Annotated in this window: 15 protein-coding genes; 3 read left to right on the top strand and 12 right to left on the bottom strand. The window is 61.7% G+C overall.

The features are described 5' to 3' along the window. Positions 1-28: 28 nt before the first annotated feature. From CDI09_RS10320 to ppdK, 9 genes are all read right to left on the bottom strand, one after another. Positions 29-1,255, bottom strand: coding sequence for an MFS transporter (locus CDI09_RS10320; protein ID WP_078524709.1), 1,227 nt, complete (start codon positions 1,253-1,255; stop codon positions 29-31). Positions 1,256-1,659: 404 nt separating this feature from the next. Next, positions 1,660-1,791, bottom strand: coding sequence for a hypothetical protein (locus tag CDI09_RS18840; RefSeq protein WP_257788376.1), 132 nt, complete (start codon positions 1,789-1,791; stop codon positions 1,660-1,662). A gap of 270 nt (positions 1,792-2,061) precedes the next feature. After that, positions 2,062-2,301 carry a hypothetical protein gene (locus CDI09_RS17745; RefSeq protein ID WP_146220869.1) on the bottom strand — a complete coding sequence of 80 codons (240 nt, stop codon included), beginning with the start codon at positions 2,299-2,301 and terminating at the stop codon, positions 2,062-2,064. Continuing rightward, positions 2,273-3,946, bottom strand: a complete 1,674-nt coding sequence (locus CDI09_RS10315) for an alpha-keto acid decarboxylase family protein (protein ID WP_078524711.1) — start codon at positions 3,944-3,946, stop codon at positions 2,273-2,275. The genes CDI09_RS17745 and CDI09_RS10315 overlap by 29 nt, the downstream gene beginning before the upstream one ends. A gap of 52 nt (positions 3,947-3,998) precedes the next feature. Next, positions 3,999-5,339 (bottom strand): B12-binding domain-containing radical SAM protein, encoded by a 1,341-nt coding sequence (locus CDI09_RS10310; RefSeq protein ID WP_078524713.1) that lies wholly within the window; start codon positions 5,337-5,339, stop codon positions 3,999-4,001. 572 nt (positions 5,340-5,911) lie between these two features. Then, a complete protein-coding gene (locus tag CDI09_RS10305) occupies positions 5,912-7,093 on the bottom strand; it encodes an AGE family epimerase/isomerase (protein ID WP_078524715.1) in 1,182 nt (393 codons plus the stop codon). Beyond that, positions 7,086-8,531 (bottom strand): D-glycero-beta-D-manno-heptose 1-phosphate adenylyltransferase, encoded by a 1,446-nt coding sequence (rfaE2, locus tag CDI09_RS10300; RefSeq protein ID WP_078524717.1) that lies wholly within the window; start codon positions 8,529-8,531, stop codon positions 7,086-7,088. The genes CDI09_RS10305 and rfaE2 overlap by 8 nt, the downstream gene beginning before the upstream one ends. 137 nt (positions 8,532-8,668) lie before the next feature. Next, positions 8,669-9,535, bottom strand: coding sequence for a pyruvate, water dikinase regulatory protein (locus CDI09_RS10295; RefSeq protein WP_078524719.1), 867 nt, complete (start codon positions 9,533-9,535; stop codon positions 8,669-8,671). Between the two features lie 79 nt (positions 9,536-9,614). Beyond that, entirely contained in the window at positions 9,615-12,290 is a 2,676-nt protein-coding gene (gene ppdK / locus CDI09_RS10290; protein ID WP_078524721.1) for a pyruvate, phosphate dikinase, read from the bottom strand. A gap of 558 nt (positions 12,291-12,848) precedes the next feature. Between ppdK and CDI09_RS10285 the strand changes: the two genes are divergently transcribed. Both CDI09_RS10285 and CDI09_RS10280 read left to right on the top strand, forming a co-directional pair. Further along, positions 12,849-13,025, top strand: coding sequence for a DUF3311 domain-containing protein (locus tag CDI09_RS10285; protein WP_078524723.1), 177 nt, complete (start codon positions 12,849-12,851; stop codon positions 13,023-13,025). Continuing rightward, positions 13,022-14,536, top strand: a complete 1,515-nt coding sequence (locus CDI09_RS10280; RefSeq protein ID WP_078524725.1) for a sodium:solute symporter family protein — start codon at positions 13,022-13,024, stop codon at positions 14,534-14,536. Before CDI09_RS10285 ends, CDI09_RS10280 begins: the two co-directional genes overlap by 4 nt. A gap of 295 nt (positions 14,537-14,831) precedes the next feature. Here CDI09_RS10280 and CDI09_RS10275 read toward each other — a convergent pair whose 3' ends face one another. After that, a complete protein-coding gene (locus tag CDI09_RS10275) occupies positions 14,832-15,050 on the bottom strand; it encodes a (2Fe-2S)-binding protein (RefSeq protein WP_205836673.1) in 219 nt (72 codons plus the stop codon). A 13-nt stretch (positions 15,051-15,063) separates the two neighbouring features. After that, on the bottom strand, positions 15,064-15,222 hold the full coding sequence (locus tag CDI09_RS18175; RefSeq protein ID WP_170120494.1) for a hypothetical protein: 159 nt from the start codon (positions 15,220-15,222) through the stop codon (positions 15,064-15,066). Between the two features lie 65 nt (positions 15,223-15,287). On the opposite strand from CDI09_RS18175, the gene CDI09_RS10270 reads away from it, so the two are divergent. After that, the gene (locus CDI09_RS10270; RefSeq protein WP_078524727.1) at positions 15,288-16,190 is read left to right on the top strand and encodes a delta(1)-pyrroline-2-carboxylate reductase family protein; all 903 of its coding nucleotides are present in this window, start codon (positions 15,288-15,290) and stop codon (positions 16,188-16,190) included. Positions 16,191-16,271: 81 nt separating this feature from the next. Here the strand turns inward: CDI09_RS10270 and CDI09_RS17740 are convergent, their stop codons facing one another. Next, positions 16,272-16,571, bottom strand: coding sequence for a hypothetical protein (locus CDI09_RS17740; protein ID WP_146220868.1), 300 nt, complete (start codon positions 16,569-16,571; stop codon positions 16,272-16,274). Between the last annotated feature and the right edge of the window lie 124 nt (positions 16,572-16,695).

The following is a 16,695-nucleotide window of genomic DNA, read 5'->3' as shown; positions in this document are numbered from 1 at the left end:
TTTGAAAAAAGCTTTCCCCCCGCACCCCTCAGCCACCGGCCTGCCTGCGGGCGGCGGCGCGGATATCGCTCAGCGTCAGCAGCCAGATCACGAAGCCCCCCATGGCCAGGCCGCTCCCCACCCAGCCCACGGATTCCCAGCCCAGCCCGGCGCTGATCGCCATGCCGCCCAGCCATGGGCCGATGGCGTTGGCCATGTTGAAAGCGCTCTGGTTCATCGCCGCCGCCAACGCCTGGGCATCGACCGCTACACTGAGCAGACGCGACTGGATGACCGTGCCCAGCCCCCCGCCACAGCCGATCAGGAACACGATGGGCATCATGCTCCACACGGAATGCACCGAACCGGGAAAACCCGCCAGCGCCGCCGCATTGACCAAAAGCGTGCCGCCGATGGTGGGCATCATCTTGTGGTCAGCCGCCCATGCGCAGGTCATGGTACCAACCGTCATGCCCACGCCAAACACCGCCAGCAGCACGGGCGTCATGTAGGCAGGCGCATGCGTGACCTCCTGCAGGATGGAGGCAAGATAGGTATAGACACAGAAGATGCCGCCAAACCCCACCACGCCAATACCCAGCGTGAGCCACACCTGCCGGTTGCGCAGGGCGCGGATCTCGGTCATGGCGCTGGCGTTGGGGCGCGGCGGGTCGGTGGGCACGAAGCGCATGATGAGCAGCATGGTGCACAGCGCCAGACCCGCAATCAGCACGAACGCCCAGCGCCACCCCACCAGCATGCCCAGTCCGTTGGCCATGGGCACGCCGCCAATAGTGGCTATGGTCAGGCCCAGCACCACGCGGGCCACGGCCTGCGTGCGGCGGTTTTCAGGCACGAGGGCGGAGGCGACAATACCGGCCGTGCCAAAATAGGCCCCATGCGGCAGCCCGCTGATGAACCGGCACAAAAGCAGGCACAGGTAATTGGGGGCGAGCGCGGTCAGCCCATTACCAATAACATAGAGCACCATCATGCCGATCAGCAGGTATTTGCGGCTGTATCTGGCCCCCAGCATGGCAATGAGCGGCGCGCCCACGCACACGCCCGCGGCATAGGCCTCGATTGCGTGGCCCGCCTGCGGCACGGTCACATGCATGCCGGCCGAGATCATGGGCACGAGGCTCATGGCCGCGAATTCAGCCGTGCCGATGGCAAAACCGCCAAGTGCCAGAATAAAGAAGATCAGGCCGGGACTGCCAACGTGGCGCATGGGCGCAGGAGCACCTCCACGGTCATGGATCATTGTCTGTGTCATGCATATGCTCTGGATGAATAGGGTAAAGCGCGCGTGTTGCACGCAAGCGGTTGCGCGCCGTTACACCCATGCCGACATGCCGACAAGCCCCGCTGGATGATGTATTTCAGCCCGCGCTGCAACCATGCGGGCGAAAGGGGCGGTAAACGCCTGATGCGGCGTTTTACGAAGTTTTGTGAAAAAATTTTCGCCACAAACGTCCTGATGCCGACACGGCGCGGACAGGCATGCGCCCTGTATGCAGCGCGGACCCTTCAGGACTGCTCAGGGCAGGACACCGGGCACAAAAAAAGACGCCGAAGCGCCTGTCATGGTCATTCTTTTTTTGCCTGCTGGCTGCCGGCCATTCCCACATTAACGTGGGAATTCCGGCGGCAGGGGTATCAGGACAGAAACCCCAAAGCTCAGGCAGCGCGATCGGACACGATGGTAGCGATCATCAGGGCAGCGATCATGGGCAGGAAAGCAACCATGGTCAGGGAGGACATGGCGTCAACGGAGTGGGCAATCATGGTGCTGATGTTTTCAATAAACATGTTTCAGTTCCTTTGGTGTCGTGTTGGTGAGACGGAAGGAACACCAGAACCGAAATACTGGCAATAAAAATTCTGGAACAGTTGGCAATAACTAACAGACCATTACAGTATCGGCATATTATTATTGTTCAATAAATACGCATACCCGCAAGGCCGTCCTGATCCTTTTTCTGATAGTCAGGAAACTATGCTGAACAAAACAGCATAATGGCCTCGCACCCCGCCTGAGGGCTGCAAGGCCAGATTAAAATCTATGCAAATGCACAATATTTAATCTTCTATTATCACGATTTCGTGATCTATCTGACTGTCTAATGGGCCTATTTTCAGGCCATGCCAGCCCGTTTCAGGCGACTTCAGGCGCAGGCCCGAAAAAACTGTCTTATTTTCAATAGCCTGCGCTGAAGCACCCGTCCAGCATAAAAACAGGTCATTTTCCCCCAAAGGCAAAAAAGTGACCTGCTGCGCCTGACCGCTCCGGTCAGGGCTGGTCGGGCAGATCGATTCCATAATCATAGCGCCGCACCGCCGCCCCCATTTTAGGCATGCCCGCCGGAGCATCCATGGGGGTGAACAGCACCTCGATAAAATTCACGCCTTTATGGGCCGCCGCCTGCTCCAGCGCGGTTTCAAGCGCATCCATGCCGCTCACCTTCCACGCACGCGGCGCCCTGTCAGGGCCAAAGGCCTGCGGCAGGTCGGCATAACGCCAGTTGGCAATGTCGTTATAAGCCGATTGCGGGCCAAGGATCATGCGCTCGATGGTGTAGCCACCATTATTGATGAGGAAGATGGTGATATTGGCCTCATGGCGCAGCAGGGTGGAGAGTTCCTGCACGGTCATCTGAAAGGAGCCATCGCCAATAAACAGCACATGCCGCCGCTCGGGGCGGGCAAGGCATGCGCCAAGACTGGCAGGCAGCGAATACCCGATCGCCGCCCAGACCGGCTGCACCACCAGGCTGCACCCAGCCGGCAGTTGCGCATGCAGCATGGCCGTCATGGATGAGCCGTTATCCGCCACCACCACGTCACCCGGCTGCAGGAAGGATTCGACCCGGCGCCAGAACGGGGCCTGCGCCCAGCCTTCGCCCTCAGGCGCGGGTGCTACGGGGGCTGCGGGGGCGGCAATCCGCTCGGGGCGCGCCATGCGCACGCTGGCCAGGCGCTGATGCACGCTATCAAGCAGGTCGGCTGCGGTAATGCCCTGAATGTTCTCGCCATTGCAGGTCAGGCTGAAGGGCTGCACATCCACCATGGCCCCCGGCGCGATCTGCTGCGAGAAATAGCCCGACGTGGAATCAACGAACCGGACCCCCAGCGCAAGCACGCAATCGGCGGTCTGCACGTAATCCGCAACCGTCGGGGCGGAGGCCGCTCCCCCATACGCCCCCAGCCATTCTGGTCCGGATTCAGGCAGCAGCGTGCGCGCGGTGGACAGGGCAGCATAGGGAATACCAAAGGTGGTGCACAACGCCTGCACGCGCTCGTGCAGGCCATACTGGCGCACCATCGCATCAACCAGCACCACGGACTTGCGGGCCTGGCTGAGACGCCGGACCACCTGCTCCGCCGCACGGGCAAGCAGGCCGGGATCGGACACCGCAGTAACCGTGGGCGGCGGCGGCACGTCAACCACGACATAGCAGATATCGGAGGGGAACTGGATATAGACCGGGCGGCGCAGTGTCTGCACGGCCTGCAGCACGCGGTCGGTTTCGGCCACGGCGCTGGCGGGGTTGAGCCGCGCACAGGCCACCGTGAACTGCCGGTAGCAGTTCAGCACGTTATCATAATTGCCATCGGCCAGGGTGTGGTGCACCAGCGCGCGTGACTGGATGGCGTGCCATGGCGGCATGCCCGAAATCACGACCAGCGGCACGCCCTCGGCACTCGCCCCCGCCACGGCGGAAAGGCATGACAGGTCGCCCACCCCGTAGGTGACCAGCACCGCCCCGATGCCCGCCAGCCGCGCATCGCCATCCGCCGCGTAGGCCGCATTGAGTTCATTGCAGGTGCCAATGAACTCAATGCCCGGCGTGCGCTCGATAAGCTCGAGGAATTCAAGATTGTAATCACCGGGGACGCCATAAATACGCGAAACACCAAGATGCCGGAGCCGGTCCAGCAGCATACTACCGATTGATCCGCGCATGCCGTCTTTCCCCTATCTGTTGCCACCCCCGCCGAAATTGGCGGGGGCAAGGTCAATAGATATCAAAATCATTGTTTCCGGTGGATGAAAAGGCCATACGGCGTTCCGTCATGTTCAGGATCCATGATGACATGTCCGAGCGCGTACGCGGAAACGGCAGGCGGTGCACCATCGAGCGCATGCTGTAGAATTTGCGGTACATGCTCTGGATGCGCTGCTCCATCTGCCCCGGCGTGCAGTTCTTGGGCCAGATATGGCAGACCTGTCCGGGCCAGCGGTCGATATCTTCGGGGTCGATGATGCGGCCCGCCTTCTTCATCCGCTCGAACAGGGCCGTGCCCTTGGTGGGGGTGAGAATATTGAAATAGGCGGCAGGCACCTTGTGCGCCTCGAGAAAGGAGAGGGTCGCCTCGTACACATCGGGGTGTTCGTTGTCGTAGCCAAAAATGAAGTTGAGCGAGTAGCTGATGTCGCGCCTGCGCAGGTTGTCGAACATCTCGCCATAGCGGCTGGCCTTGTTCCAGCCTTTCTTCATGCCCTGGAGCATCTCCTCATCAATGCTTTCGATGCCGATATTGACGTGCATGACCCCGCTGCGCCGGGCAAGGTCGAGGAAGTCCGTATCAAGGCACAGGTTGGATGACCACAGCGTGGACCACCGGATCTTCAGCGGCACCAGCCCTTCCATCAGTTCCATGGCGCGGCTTTTCTTGCCGCCGAAATTGCTCTCGCCAAAAAAGAAGTGACTGCCCTTGTCCTTGATGCGCTCAAGTTCGGCCACCATCTGGTCGACCGGCCGCCAGCGGAAACGCCCGCCAAGGTAGAACCGCTCCGAGCAGAAATCGCACACGAACGGGCACCCGCGCGAGGACTGCACGGCAAAGGTGCGGAAGGGGCCGAACTTCTTCAGGTCCAGCAGGTCATAGCGCGGAGGCGGCAGGTCATTGAGTTCCTTGAGCGGGGTGGCGCGGTAGATCTTTTGCAGCCGGTCGGCTGCCGCATCCTCGAGCATGGTGCGCCAGATGGGTTCGGCCTCGCCCACGCCTACTGCATCGCAATGTTCAGCCGCCTCCTCGGCATAGAAGAACACATGCGGACCACCCATGATGACCTTGACCCCGCGCCTGCGGAACTCGGCGGCGATGTCGTATGCGCGGGGGGAATGCAGTGTCCAGGCGCTGAGTGCGACCACATCGACCGGCACCTCGAAATTGATGTCCTCCAGCTGTTCATCGAGCAGGGTGACGGTCCATTCGCGTGGGGTAAGGGCCGCAAGGTAAGGCAGCGCCAGCGGCACCATCTGCCGCCGCCTGGTCTTGAAAATGGTCCGGTCGGTCTTGGAACGGTAATGCGATGGCTGGATAATCAGCAGCTTGAGATCTGCCTTGGACATGCTTCAACTCCATGGACCGGGATGTGAAGGAAATATGCTGGATAAATAACTGTCGGGCATATCGTACGGTTTTTGTCCCGCATGTCCACCGCATGCAGTAAACACGATTATATTCAGGAGCATCCATATAGAGTATGCATATTTCATATATCAAAAATTTGCATGATTATTTATTGAACAGATTTTTTATTACTTATTTATTATTTAATTTGTTTTTCTTGCTACAAAACATCCCGCCGCAACTTAAAACAGCCCACATATCAGGTTTAAGCCTGCTGCATGTCTGTGGCCCCTATATGCAAAAAGACCCGGTCCTTGCGGCACGGGTCCTGTCCCCTCCCCTCGCGTCAGGCTGCGCGTTGAGCCACACACCCTCCTAACCTTCGGTAATCAGAAAACGCCAGCCGGGAGCCAGCCCCAGATATGGGGATGACCAGCGCGCACCTTTCCATAAGGAGCGTTCAGGAACAGTTCACTGATGAAAAATAAAAGCTTTCGGGTGTCACCTTTTTTCAAGACGATGACATCTTCAGAAGCTTTTATAATTTCAGGATGGTATCGAGCCTGCCTGTTCAGACAGCTACTTCTGCTGACAGGCTGCTGCCTGAGCCGATTTCACGCACGGCGCCATAGATATGGTACAGCGAACTCGCGGGCATGTAGCCATCAAGCGGTGTGTCATCCACCCCCAGCCGGTCAAACCAGCCACCGCGCAGGGCGGGCGGCACATAGGCGCGCGCAAAACGGGCGCAGGCTGGCGCCACCAGCCTGGCGGCGGCATCATCGCCCCCTGCGGCGCGGCGGGCAAGCTGGCGGATGAATTCGGTCTGCTGCCAGATGCGTGTCGTGGCCTCGAGCGGAAAGCCCTGCTCGGTCACCGCATCGCACACGGCCAGCGTGTCGGGGCAGACGCCATGGCGCATGCCAAACGCATGCAACTGCTCCGATGCACGCATGAAGGGCGAACCTGCTCCCTCCCCCGCCAGCCGTGCATATTCCGCCAGCAACCAGGCCCATTCAAACACATGGCCCGGCTCGGTCCGGTTCTGGCCCGGGGGGGCCGCCGGCTGCCACAAGGGCGTGAACAGTTCGCCCACTGCACCGCCGGGCAGCATGAAATGCCGCATGCCCAGCACCGCAAGGGCGCGGGCGTGATCGAGATACACCTCGCCCCCCCCAACCTCGACCAGCGCAAGGAAGGCTTCAAGCAGGTGCATATGGGGGTTCTGGCGACGAAAACCATCCTGCCCCGGCACGGTATCAAGGTAACCGCCGACCTGGGCGGTGCCGAACAGGGTGGTTATTTCATCCACCGTCTGCCGTGCCGTCTCGAGCCATGTCCGCTCGCCCGAGAGCCTGTATGACCACGCGCAGGCATAAAGAACAAAGGCATGGGCATAGAGGTCGCGTCGTGTATCCGCCGGGGTGCCATCGGGGGCGAGTGAAAAGACCCAGCCCGGCGCGCCATCCGCCCGCCAGTAACGCTTTCGCACCTGCGCCATGCAGGCCAGCGCCGTAGCGCCAGCCGCACCATGGCCATCATCGGCGGCCCGTACATAGGTCGCGATCTGGCGGGCCTGCACCATCAGCCGCAGGGCGGGCGGGTTGCACGGCACGCCGTCAAAGCCCAGCCGCTCATGAAACAGGCGCCGCACGGGGTCGAAGCCCGCCCCGATCCATAACGGCAGGGCGGCCTGCGCCAGCCAGTCCCGCAGCCCCACACCCGGTTGTGCGCCCACGGGCGGCTCACCCATTGGCCTGCCCCGCGCCTGCGCGCCGGACCAGCGATGTGGTCGAACGGCCGTCAATCAGGTCGATCAGGGCCACGCGGCCACCATAACCACGCACGAAGGGCGCGCCCACCACCTGCTCTTCCGTATAGTCCGATCCCTTGACCAGCACATCGGGGCGCAGGGCCTTTATGGCTTCGATGGGCGTCTCCTCATCAAACAGCACCACAAGGTCCACATCACGCAGTGCGCCGAGCACGGTGGCCCGCGCCTGCTCATCCTGCACCGGGCGCGAAGGCCCCTTGAGTGCCGCCACCGAGCGGTCGGTATTGAGTGCGACCACCAGCCTGTCACCCTGCCGCGCGGCACCGCGCAGCAGGGCGATATGGCCGGGGTGCAGCAGGTCGAAACAGCCATTGGTGAACACGATGCGCGCGCCATGCCGCCGCCAGTCCGCTACGATGCGCGTGGCCTCGACCAGACTGACAAGGTTGCCGTGGCCCGTGGTTTCCCCATTAAGGGCATGTTGCAGTTCGTGGCGCGAGACGGTGGCCGTGCCATGCTTGCTGACCGAGATCGCCGCCGCCGTGGTGGCGATGACCACGGCTGTCTCGAGCGGCAGCCCGGCGGAGAGCATGGTGGCGATGGTGGCCACCACCGTATCGCCCGCGCCGCACACATCAAACACTTCCGAGCGCTGAGCCGAGACATGCCGCACATTGCCCGCCTGCTGCCACAGCGACATGCCCTGCTCCGAGCGCGTGACCAGCACATCACCGCCAAACTGGCCGCCCGCCGCGCGCGCCGCCGCCTCCACCTGCGCATCCGTGCCGGTGGGCAGGCCGGTGGCGCGGCTGATCTCGGCGCGGTTGGGCGTAATCAGCGCGGCCCCTGCGTAAATGCCGAATGTCTCGCGCTTGGGGTCCACGATCACGGGCACGCTGGCCGCCGCCGCCCGCGCCATAATGCCCCGTATCACATCATCCGACAGCACGCCCTTGGCGTAATCCGAGCAGACCAGCACCCGCGCGCCCGGCAGGGACGCATCAACGGCAGCAAGCAGGCGCGCATTGGTTTCATCACTGAAGGGGGTGAGAATTTCTTCATCAATGCGGATGATCTGCTGCTGGCCGCCCAGAATGCGGGTCTTGGTGATGGTGGTCCATGCGGGGTCGATCACCCATCCGCTTGTGTCGATGCCGGGCCATGCGGCCAGTTTTTCACGCAGGGTGCGGGCCGCGCCGTCCGCACCCACGACCCCGATCAGGCTGACCTGCGCGCCAAGGGCCGCCGCGTTCGCCGCCACGTTGGCGCCCCCGCCGGGGGTAGCGTGCTCGCGCGCATGCAGCAGCACGGGCACCGGGGCCTCGGGCGAGATCCGGTTGACCGAGCCGGTAATATAACGGTCCAGCAGAAGATCACCCACGACAACAATCCGGCCGGGTGTGAGTGTATCAATCATCCATGATCCATCGGGACAGAAAAAAGGCAGGCGCACGCGCTACCGCAGCAATAGGATATGGCGGCGTATCTGTCACGTCGCCCCGTCTGGATACGGCCTGCGCCCTGAGCGGATTTCAAAAACTTTCATTCCGCGCCTTACACGGCAGGCAGCGTCCTGGCGGCACCATCATGCTCGAGCATGTCGATGATGGCGGCTGCCGTTTCCTCCACCGAGCGGTGGGTGACGTTGATGACCGGCCATTTATGCCGCGTGCACAACCGCCGCGCCCATTGCAGCTCCTCCTGCACGTTGACCGGGTCGATATAGGGCTTGACCGATGTTTCCGACATGCCGGGCGCCGCCATGGAGCGGCCAGGCAGCATCATGCCCACGCGCGAGCGGCGGATTTCGAGCAGGGTATGCGCATCAATGGTCAGGCCGACCACAAGGCCGGGAAAATGTTCCAGCCCCGCAGGCAGCGGCGCATGCGGCACGAGTGGAATATTGGCAGCCCTGATGCCCCTGTTGGCCAGATAGAAACAGGTGGGTGTCTTGGATGTGCGCGACACCCCCACAAGCACCACCTCCGCGCGGGTCAGGTCGGTTGTCTTCTGCCCGTCATCATGGGCGATGACATACTGCATCGCATCGATGCGGCGGCGGTAGCTGTCATCCATCACGTACTGGCCACCGGGGTGGCGTTCGGCGGGGATGCCGGTCTGCTGTTCAAGGAAATGGATCGTGCCATCAAGGATGTTCTTGACCTGCACCCCAAGGCGCGCGCACCCCACCCGCAGCATGGTCTGCAATTCGGGCGATGTGAGCGAGGACAGGACCGGCCCCGGCTCTTGACTGATTCCGGCGAGCACGCGGCCAACCTGCACGCGCGTGCGCACGAGGTTCCAGTTACGGGGGGAAAACTTGGCATCCTGGAACTGGGCCCCGCAGGCGCGCATGACCGCCTCGAGCGCCTGCCCCGTCGCCTCGGATACAAGATGCAGGATAATCGGCTGTTCGCTCATTGTCCTGCCTGACAGGCGCGCCGCTGCCCGAAGGCAGGCGACGCGCCATTTTTTTAGTACCTGTGCCCCGTGGGACGTATCAGGCGGGGTTGCCTACCCTGTTGCGGGTGGCAAGAGCCGCCTGTGCCGCGGCAAGACGGGCTACCGGCACGCGGAAGGGCGAGCACGATACATAATCCAGCCCGACTTCCTCAAAGAAGGCGATGGAATCCGGGTCGCCCCCATGCTCGCCGCAGATGCCCAGCTTGAGGTCCGGGCAGGTCTGCCGCCCCCGCTCCACGCCAAGGCGCACGAGCGCGCCCACGCCATCGCGGTCGATGGACACGAACGGGTCGCGCGGCAGCAGGCCGTTATCGACATAATAAGGCAGGAACGAACCCGCATCATCACGCGACAGGCCAAAGGTGGTCTGGGTCAGATCGTTGGTGCCGAACGAGAAGAAATCAGCATATTCCGCAATTTTGTCCGCCTGGATGGCGGCACGCGGCAGTTCGATCATGGTGCCGATATAGTAGTTGAGGTTGGTGCCCTCTTCCTTCAGAACGCGGGCGATCTCGTCTTCCGCTGCCCGGCGGGTGGTGGCCAGCTCGGCCTGCGTCGCCACGAGCGGGATCATGATCTCGGGGCGGATGGGCTTGCCGAGTTCCTTCTCCACAATCACGGCGGCCTGGATCAGCGCGCGCACCTGCATGGCATAGATTTCCGGGCTGGTCAGGCCAAGGCGGCAGCCACGGTGGCCCAGCATCGGGTTGGTCTCGGCCAGCGCCGCACACCGGGCGCGAACTTCTTCCACGCTCTTGCCCAGCGCCTGCGCCACTTCGGCCATCTCGGCTTCCTCATGCGGCAGGAACTCGTGCAGCGGCGGGTCGAGCAGGCGCACGGTCACCGGCAGCCCGGCCATGATGCGAAACAGGCTGGCGAAGTCATCACGCTGGAAGGGCAGCAGCCCTGCAATGGCCTTCTGGCGCACCAGTTCGTCATCGGCGATGATCATCTGCCGCACCAGCCCGATGCGGTCAGGCCCGAAGAACATGTGCTCCGTGCGGGCAAGGCCAATGCCCTCCGCGCCGAAGCGGCGGGCTGTGGCGGCGTCATCAGGCGTTTCGGCATTGGCGCGCACGCCAAGGCGGCGCACGCTGTCGGCCCAGCCCATAAGCGTGTTGAAATCATCGGACAGCGCAGGCGCAATGGTGGGCACGCGGCCGAGATAGACAGCCCCCGTACCGCCATCGAGCGTGATCCACTCGCCCTGCGCAATGGTGTGCGCGCCGATGGTCATGGTGCCTGCGGCATAATCGACATGGATGCTGCCCGCACCCGCCACGCACACCCGGCCCATGCCACGCGCCACCACGGCGGCGTGCGAGGTCATGCCGCCACGGGTGGTGAGCACGCCACGGGCGGCGTGCATGCCGTGCACGTCTTCCGGCGAGGTCTCGATACGGACAAGGATCACATCCTCGCCCTTCGCGGCCCGCGCCTCGCATTCCTCGGCCGAGAACACGACGGCACCGGCAGCCGCACCCGGCGATGCGGGCAGGCCGCGGGTGAGCTGCACGCGCTCGGCCTTCGGGTCAAGCGTGGGGTGGAGAAGCTGGTCGAGCGAGGAGGCCGGCACGCGGCGGATCGCGTCCTCCTGCGTAATCAGGCCTTCACGCGCCATGTCGATGGCGATCTTGAGTGCCGCGGCAGCGGTGCGCTTGCCGCTGCGGGTCTGGAGAATGTAGAGGACATTGCGCTGGACGGTGAACTCGATGTCCTGCATGTCCTTGTAATGGGTTTCGAGCACCGAGCGCACGCGCAGCAGCTCGGCGTAGGCCTGCGGCAGGGTGGTTTCCATCGGGTGCTGGCCTGCCTCGGCGCGCGCGCACGCCATGGGCTGCGGGGTGCGGATGCCCGCCACCACGTCCTCGCCCTGCGCGTTGATGAGGTATTCGCCGTAGAAGATATTCTCGCCCGTGGACGGATCACGCGTGAAGCACACGCCCGTGGCGCAGTCATCGCCCATGTTGCCGAACACCATGGACTGCACGTTGACCGCCGTGCCCCATGAGGCGGGGATCTCGTGCAGCTTGCGGTAGGTGTTGGCGCGCGGGTTCATCCACGAGCCGAACACCGCCCCGATCGCGCCCCAGAGCTGGTCCTGCGGGCTGGTGGGGAATTCGGTGCCGGCATGGGTGCTGATGAGGTGGCGGTAATCGGCCACGATGGCGCGCCACTGCTCCGCCGTGATGGCGGTGTCGTCTTCCACCCTGCTCGCGCGCTTGAACTGCTCGAGCACGTCCTCGAAGTGATGGTGCGGCACGCCCATCACCACCGAGCCGTACATCTGGATGAAGCGGCGGTAGCTGTCCCATGCGAAGCGGGCATCGCCGGAGGAGCGGGCCAGGCCTTCCACCGTCTCGTCATTGAGGCCGAGGTTGAGCACGGTATCCATCATGCCCGGCATGGACACGCGCGCGCCCGAGCGCACAGAAACCAGCAGCGGGGCCGTGGCATCGCCAAAGCGCAGGCCCATCGACTGCTCGACCCGGCGCAGCGCCTCGTTCACCTGCGCCTCGAGTTCGGCGGGGTATTTGCGACCATTTTCATAAAAGGCCGAACAGACTTCCGTTGTAATGGTGAAGCCAGGCGGCACGGGCAGGCCGTTTGCCGCCATTTCCGCCAGGTTGGCGCCTTTGCCGCCCAGAAGGTTGCGCATCTCCGCGCGCCCTTCGTTCAGGCCATCTCCGAAGCTATAAACCCATTTGGTCATGTCTGTTCGTTCCTACGCGCGTCCGTCTGTTCAGGGTAACACCTGCTCCGGCACAGGGTAAAAACAGACGACCGTGCTTTTTAATATTGTTTGTTGTTGGCAGGTCCGGGCGATGAATTTAACCGGCACGGGCAAGGGCGGGCAATCACTAATTTCACCTGCCCCAGCGTGCCATGTGGCGCCGCCTCAGGTGTGGGAGGCGGGGCATAATATAAAAAATTAAAATAATATTGTTTAATTACAATGACGTATTTTTATAAACTGTCATAACAAACGCGGGCGCCCAAAAGGCGGGATATGCATTATATTATTTTTAATGATTTTAGTTATTTAATTTATGAATGATTTTCCTGCCCCGCGAAGCTCCTGTTTTTGCTGCATTGCATTGTGCATTGCAGCAAAAACATTGCGCGGCGCACAATAATGAAATGTAATTACAAAATAATTCGTTCAATTCTTCAGAAAATACTTTAAAAACGCCCTCAATTATGTTGACACCCTGTCGCGCTTTCCAGAAAAATTGCTGACGGCCACACAAAAACAAGAAGTTCGGTCAACATGAAAAAAACCATACTCCTCCTGCTGCCCTTCGCCGGGCTGCTCTGGGTGCCGCTGTATAACCGGCACGATCCGGTGCTGCTCGGCTTCCCGTTCTTTTACTGGTACCAGCTTGCCTGGGTGCCCGTCACATCCGTCCTGATCTGGATGGCATGGAAGGCGGACAAACAGTCATGAGCACCTCCCTGCCTGATAACGCCGCCATTGGCGTGTTTATCCTCTTTTTTGTCGCGACCATCTTGCTGGGCAGCACGGTGCGGTTCTGGCGCCCGCTGCTCAATCGCCGCAAGGCCGCGACCAACCACAGCCAGGGCGAGGAATGGGGGCTGGGCGGGCGTGAATTCGGCGCCTGGGTCACATGGTTCCTGGTGGGGGGAGATTTCTATACCGCCTACACGGTCATCGCGGTGCCGGCGCTTGTCTATTCCACCGGAGGGTTCGGCTTTTTCGCGCTGCCTTACACCATCATCGTCTATCCGTTCATCTTCGCCGTAATGCCAAAGCTGTGGACCATCGCGCGCGATGGGGGCCACGCCACGGCGGCCGACATCGTGCGTGCCCGCTTTGGCAGCCGCACGCTTGAACTGGCGGTGGCCATAAGCGGGCTTGTGGCGGTGCTGCCCTATATCGCGCTGCAACTGATCGGCATCCGCACGGTTGTCGAGGCGCTGGGCTATACCGGCATGCTGCCGCTGCTGTTCGCGTTCGTGTCGCTGGCCGCCTATACGTGGCTGGGCGGGCTGCATGCGCCTGCGCTGACCGCATTCATCAAGGATGTGATGATCTATATCGCCGTGCTGGCGGCGGTCATTATCGTGCCGATCCACCTCGGCGGCTATGGCGCCATGTTCCATGCGGCGTCCGAGCACCTGCCTGCCATTCCCGGCGGTCGCGTCGTGTCGCAGGACCAGACGGTGCCTTACGCCACGCTTGCGCTCTCATCGGCTTTTGCCGCCTTCCTCTACCCGCATACGCTGACCGGCATCCTGGCAGCGAAATCCGCCGATACCATCCGGCAGAATGCCGTGTTCCTGCCCATCTACACCATCGTCCTCGGGCTGATCGCGCTGCTGGGGCTGATGGCGCATGCGGCGGGAATCGTCACAACCTCGTCCTCGCAGGTGGTGCCGCAGCTGTTCCTGGCCATCTTCCCCTCATGGTTCGCGGGCTTCTGCTTTGCCGCCATCGCGGTGGGGGCGCTTGTGCCGGCCTCGGTCATGGCGATTGGCGCGGCCAACCTGATCATGCACAACATCCTGCCGCGCCACAGCGAATCGGTTACCGGCTCGCGCCTGGCCGGGCTGGGCGTGAAAGTGGGCGCGCTGGGCTGTGTCGTATTCCTCAACGCCAAGTTCGCCATCGACCTGCAATTGCTCGGTGGCGTCATCATCCTGCAGACCTTCCCCGCGCTGATCATGGGGCTGCTGCCGCTGCGGCTTTCGGCTCCTGCGCTGATTGGCGGCTGGGCCAGTGGCTCGCTGTTCGGGCTGGGGCTGTGCTGGATGGATGGGCTCAAACCCGTGCACCCCATTGCGTTTGGTGGCTTTTCGGCTTCCGTTTCAACCGGATTGCTGGCGCTGGGCGTCAATATCGTGGTGACGATGGTACTGGGCAGCGTGATCCGGCTGGCGCTGGGGGCTTCACCCTCCACCCTCCAGCCACGCCAGAGCATGCGGCGGCAGGGCTGACAGGGTGCTACCTTTATATTTGAAGGAAAACGGTGTTTCCTGAAGCTTCCTGAAAAAAGCTTCACCGGAAAATTCTGTTACTTCCCGTTATCGGATCATAGCGGCACGCCCTGCAAGGCGTGCCGTTTTTTATGCCTTCAACGCAGGTCGCCACGCCAGCGCCGCAGCACCCCGATAGCCGATCAGGCATGGCGTGCCGCCGGTTATCTGGCGTATCACACGCTTTTAAATCCTGATGAAGTCTCCTGCCGCACGATGGCAGGCGCATCCATGCTCGGGCAGGCCAGCAAGCCGGTCAGATGGCCTGCATATCAGGATGCACAGCCACCTCGGGCATGACCATGCGGCCCTGACGGGCGAGCTGGCGCAGGATGCACACCACACCGGGCACGCAGTTACCGCACTGGGCCCGACAACCTTTTGATTCATAGACTTCTTTAGGCCTGACCGCGCCATTGCGGGCTGCGGTCTCCACGTCCGTGTCAGTCAGCATATTGCAGGAGCAGACAAACATTTATCCATCCCATTCATGATGTGGGAGCACCATAATCACGAATGAGAACAAATCGCAATACAATTAACCCTAAAAAAATCGCGCGTGAATGGCAGACAGCCAGACGCATCATGCCCATTTCATTTTTATTATGGGCGATAACATTTATATATTTGACAGATGCACCATTCACGATGACGGTCGCCGCGAAATCCCATACCCATACATTCCCACCCCATGACGCAACGGTTCACACGCATGCAGCAGTATTCCGCGCCTGAAACGCGCGCTCTCCTCCCCTTCCCCGCTCTGATCGATGCCCTGGCACAGGCGGCGCGCGATACGGCGCGCGGCCTGATCCAGTGCCCCGAGCGCACCACCATCCGCACCCACGACCAACACGGCGCGCTCATGAACATGCCCTGCGTGGCTGATGACATCATGGTCACCAAACTGCTGACACTGTTTGCCAGCAATCCGGCCCTCGGGTTGCCCACCATACAGGGGCAGGTCATCTGCGCCGAAGCGCAGGCCGGGCGCTTCCTGTTCACGCTTGATGGCCCCACCGTCACCATGCGCCGCACCGCCGCCATCAGCCTGCTCGGCATCCGCACGCTGGCGCGCGGCCCCGTGCGGCGCGTGCTCCTTATCGGCACCGGCACGCAGGCCATCGCCCATTTGCAGGCACTTGATGCCGTTTATCCCGGCATCACCGTCGTCATACGCGGGCGCACGCCCGAGCGGGCACGAACCTTTTGCGCGGCGCACGCCATGCCCGGCCTGAGCGTGCGCCCCGAGCAGGCGGATGAAGATCCCTTTGATGTAGTGCTCACACTCACCGCCAGCACATCGGTCATCTATAATGAGCCCGCCCGCGCATCCTGCCTTGTCATAGGTGTCGGCGCCTACCGGACCGACATGGTGGAAATTGGCCCCACCACCATTGCGGGCAGCGCCCTTTATGTTGATGACCCCATCGGCGCCCCGACAGAAGCCGGCGATCTGCATCAGGCCAAGGTGGACTGGCAGACCGTCCGCCCTCTCTCTCTGGCGCTGCAGGGCAGCATTCCGGCCCCGGACCAGCCTGTGTTTTTCAAATCCGTCGGGTGCGCAGCATGGGATCTGGCCGCCTGCCGGGTTGCCCGCCAGCAAGGAGGATGAACGCACTCCCCCTCTGAACCCGGCCGCACTACATGGCCCGACTCTCCCGCCCCTGTCGCAGCAGCGCCGATTCCAGCTCTTTCACCCGCCGTCAGGGTGAAAGGCGCCCTCCACATCCGCAACTGCGGCAGCCTTACGGTTCGCGGCATCGGCATGCGCTGGAAATGCAGTTGGCACACAGGTGACCGTATCTTTTATATCACGCTTTTCTGGAACATATGGAAATATGCAATGCGTTGATTTTAGATTGTTATTACAAAGAACCAAATAACTTTTATGCGCTGTCAACCACGAAAGAACGCCAAAAAAGCCGGGCGGGCAGAAAATTATCAATATATTGAAAACAAAAGATATTCTGTAAAAATGATAGAAAATTTCCAAGCCGCCATCAGTTTCGTTTCGCGCAAAGTTAACTTAAAGTAACATCTAACATTGTGTTGCATCCCCGCAACATATCTCTAGTGCAATGATCGGAAGGCGTTTTTCCCTCTCGCAAATTGTTACG

The sequence above is a fragment of the Komagataeibacter nataicola genome (genome assembly GCF_003207795.1).
GTDB lineage: Bacteria > Pseudomonadota > Alphaproteobacteria > Acetobacterales > Acetobacteraceae > Komagataeibacter > Komagataeibacter nataicola.
The sequence above is the reverse complement of the archived record's forward strand: the minus strand, read 5'-3'. Positions and strand labels throughout refer to the sequence as shown.

Bases quoted from the DNA above. Each gene is read 5' to 3' on its own strand.
- ppdK (WP_078524721.1), bottom strand. From the start codon at position 12,290: ATGACCAAATGGGTTTATAGCTTCGGAGATGGCCTGAACGAAGGGCGC.
- CDI09_RS10285 (WP_078524723.1), top strand. From the start codon at position 12,849: ATGAAAAAAACCATACTCCTCCTGCTGCCCTTCGCCGGGCTGCTCTGG.
- CDI09_RS10270 (WP_078524727.1), top strand. From the start codon at position 15,288: ATGCAGCAGTATTCCGCGCCTGAAACGCGCGCTCTCCTCCCCTTCCCC.
- CDI09_RS17745 (WP_146220869.1), bottom strand. From the start codon at position 2,301: ATGGAATCGATCTGCCCGACCAGCCCTGACCGGAGCGGTCAGGCGCAG.
- CDI09_RS10275 (WP_205836673.1), bottom strand. From the start codon at position 15,050: ATGTTTGTCTGCTCCTGCAATATGCTGACTGACACGGACGTGGAGACC.
- CDI09_RS10280 (WP_078524725.1), top strand. From the start codon at position 13,022: ATGAGCACCTCCCTGCCTGATAACGCCGCCATTGGCGTGTTTATCCTC.
- CDI09_RS10320 (WP_078524709.1), bottom strand. From the start codon at position 1,255: ATGACACAGACAATGATCCATGACCGTGGAGGTGCTCCTGCGCCCATG.
- CDI09_RS10310 (WP_078524713.1), bottom strand. From the start codon at position 5,339: ATGTCCAAGGCAGATCTCAAGCTGCTGATTATCCAGCCATCGCATTAC.
- CDI09_RS18840 (WP_257788376.1), bottom strand. From the start codon at position 1,791: ATGTTTATTGAAAACATCAGCACCATGATTGCCCACTCCGTTGACGCC.
- CDI09_RS10315 (WP_078524711.1), bottom strand. From the start codon at position 3,946: ATGCGCGGATCAATCGGTAGTATGCTGCTGGACCGGCTCCGGCATCTT.
- rfaE2 (WP_078524717.1), bottom strand. From the start codon at position 8,531: ATGATTGATACACTCACACCCGGCCGGATTGTTGTCGTGGGTGATCTT.
- CDI09_RS10305 (WP_078524715.1), bottom strand. From the start codon at position 7,093: ATGGGTGAGCCGCCCGTGGGCGCACAACCGGGTGTGGGGCTGCGGGAC.
- CDI09_RS10295 (WP_078524719.1), bottom strand. From the start codon at position 9,535: ATGAGCGAACAGCCGATTATCCTGCATCTTGTATCCGAGGCGACGGGG.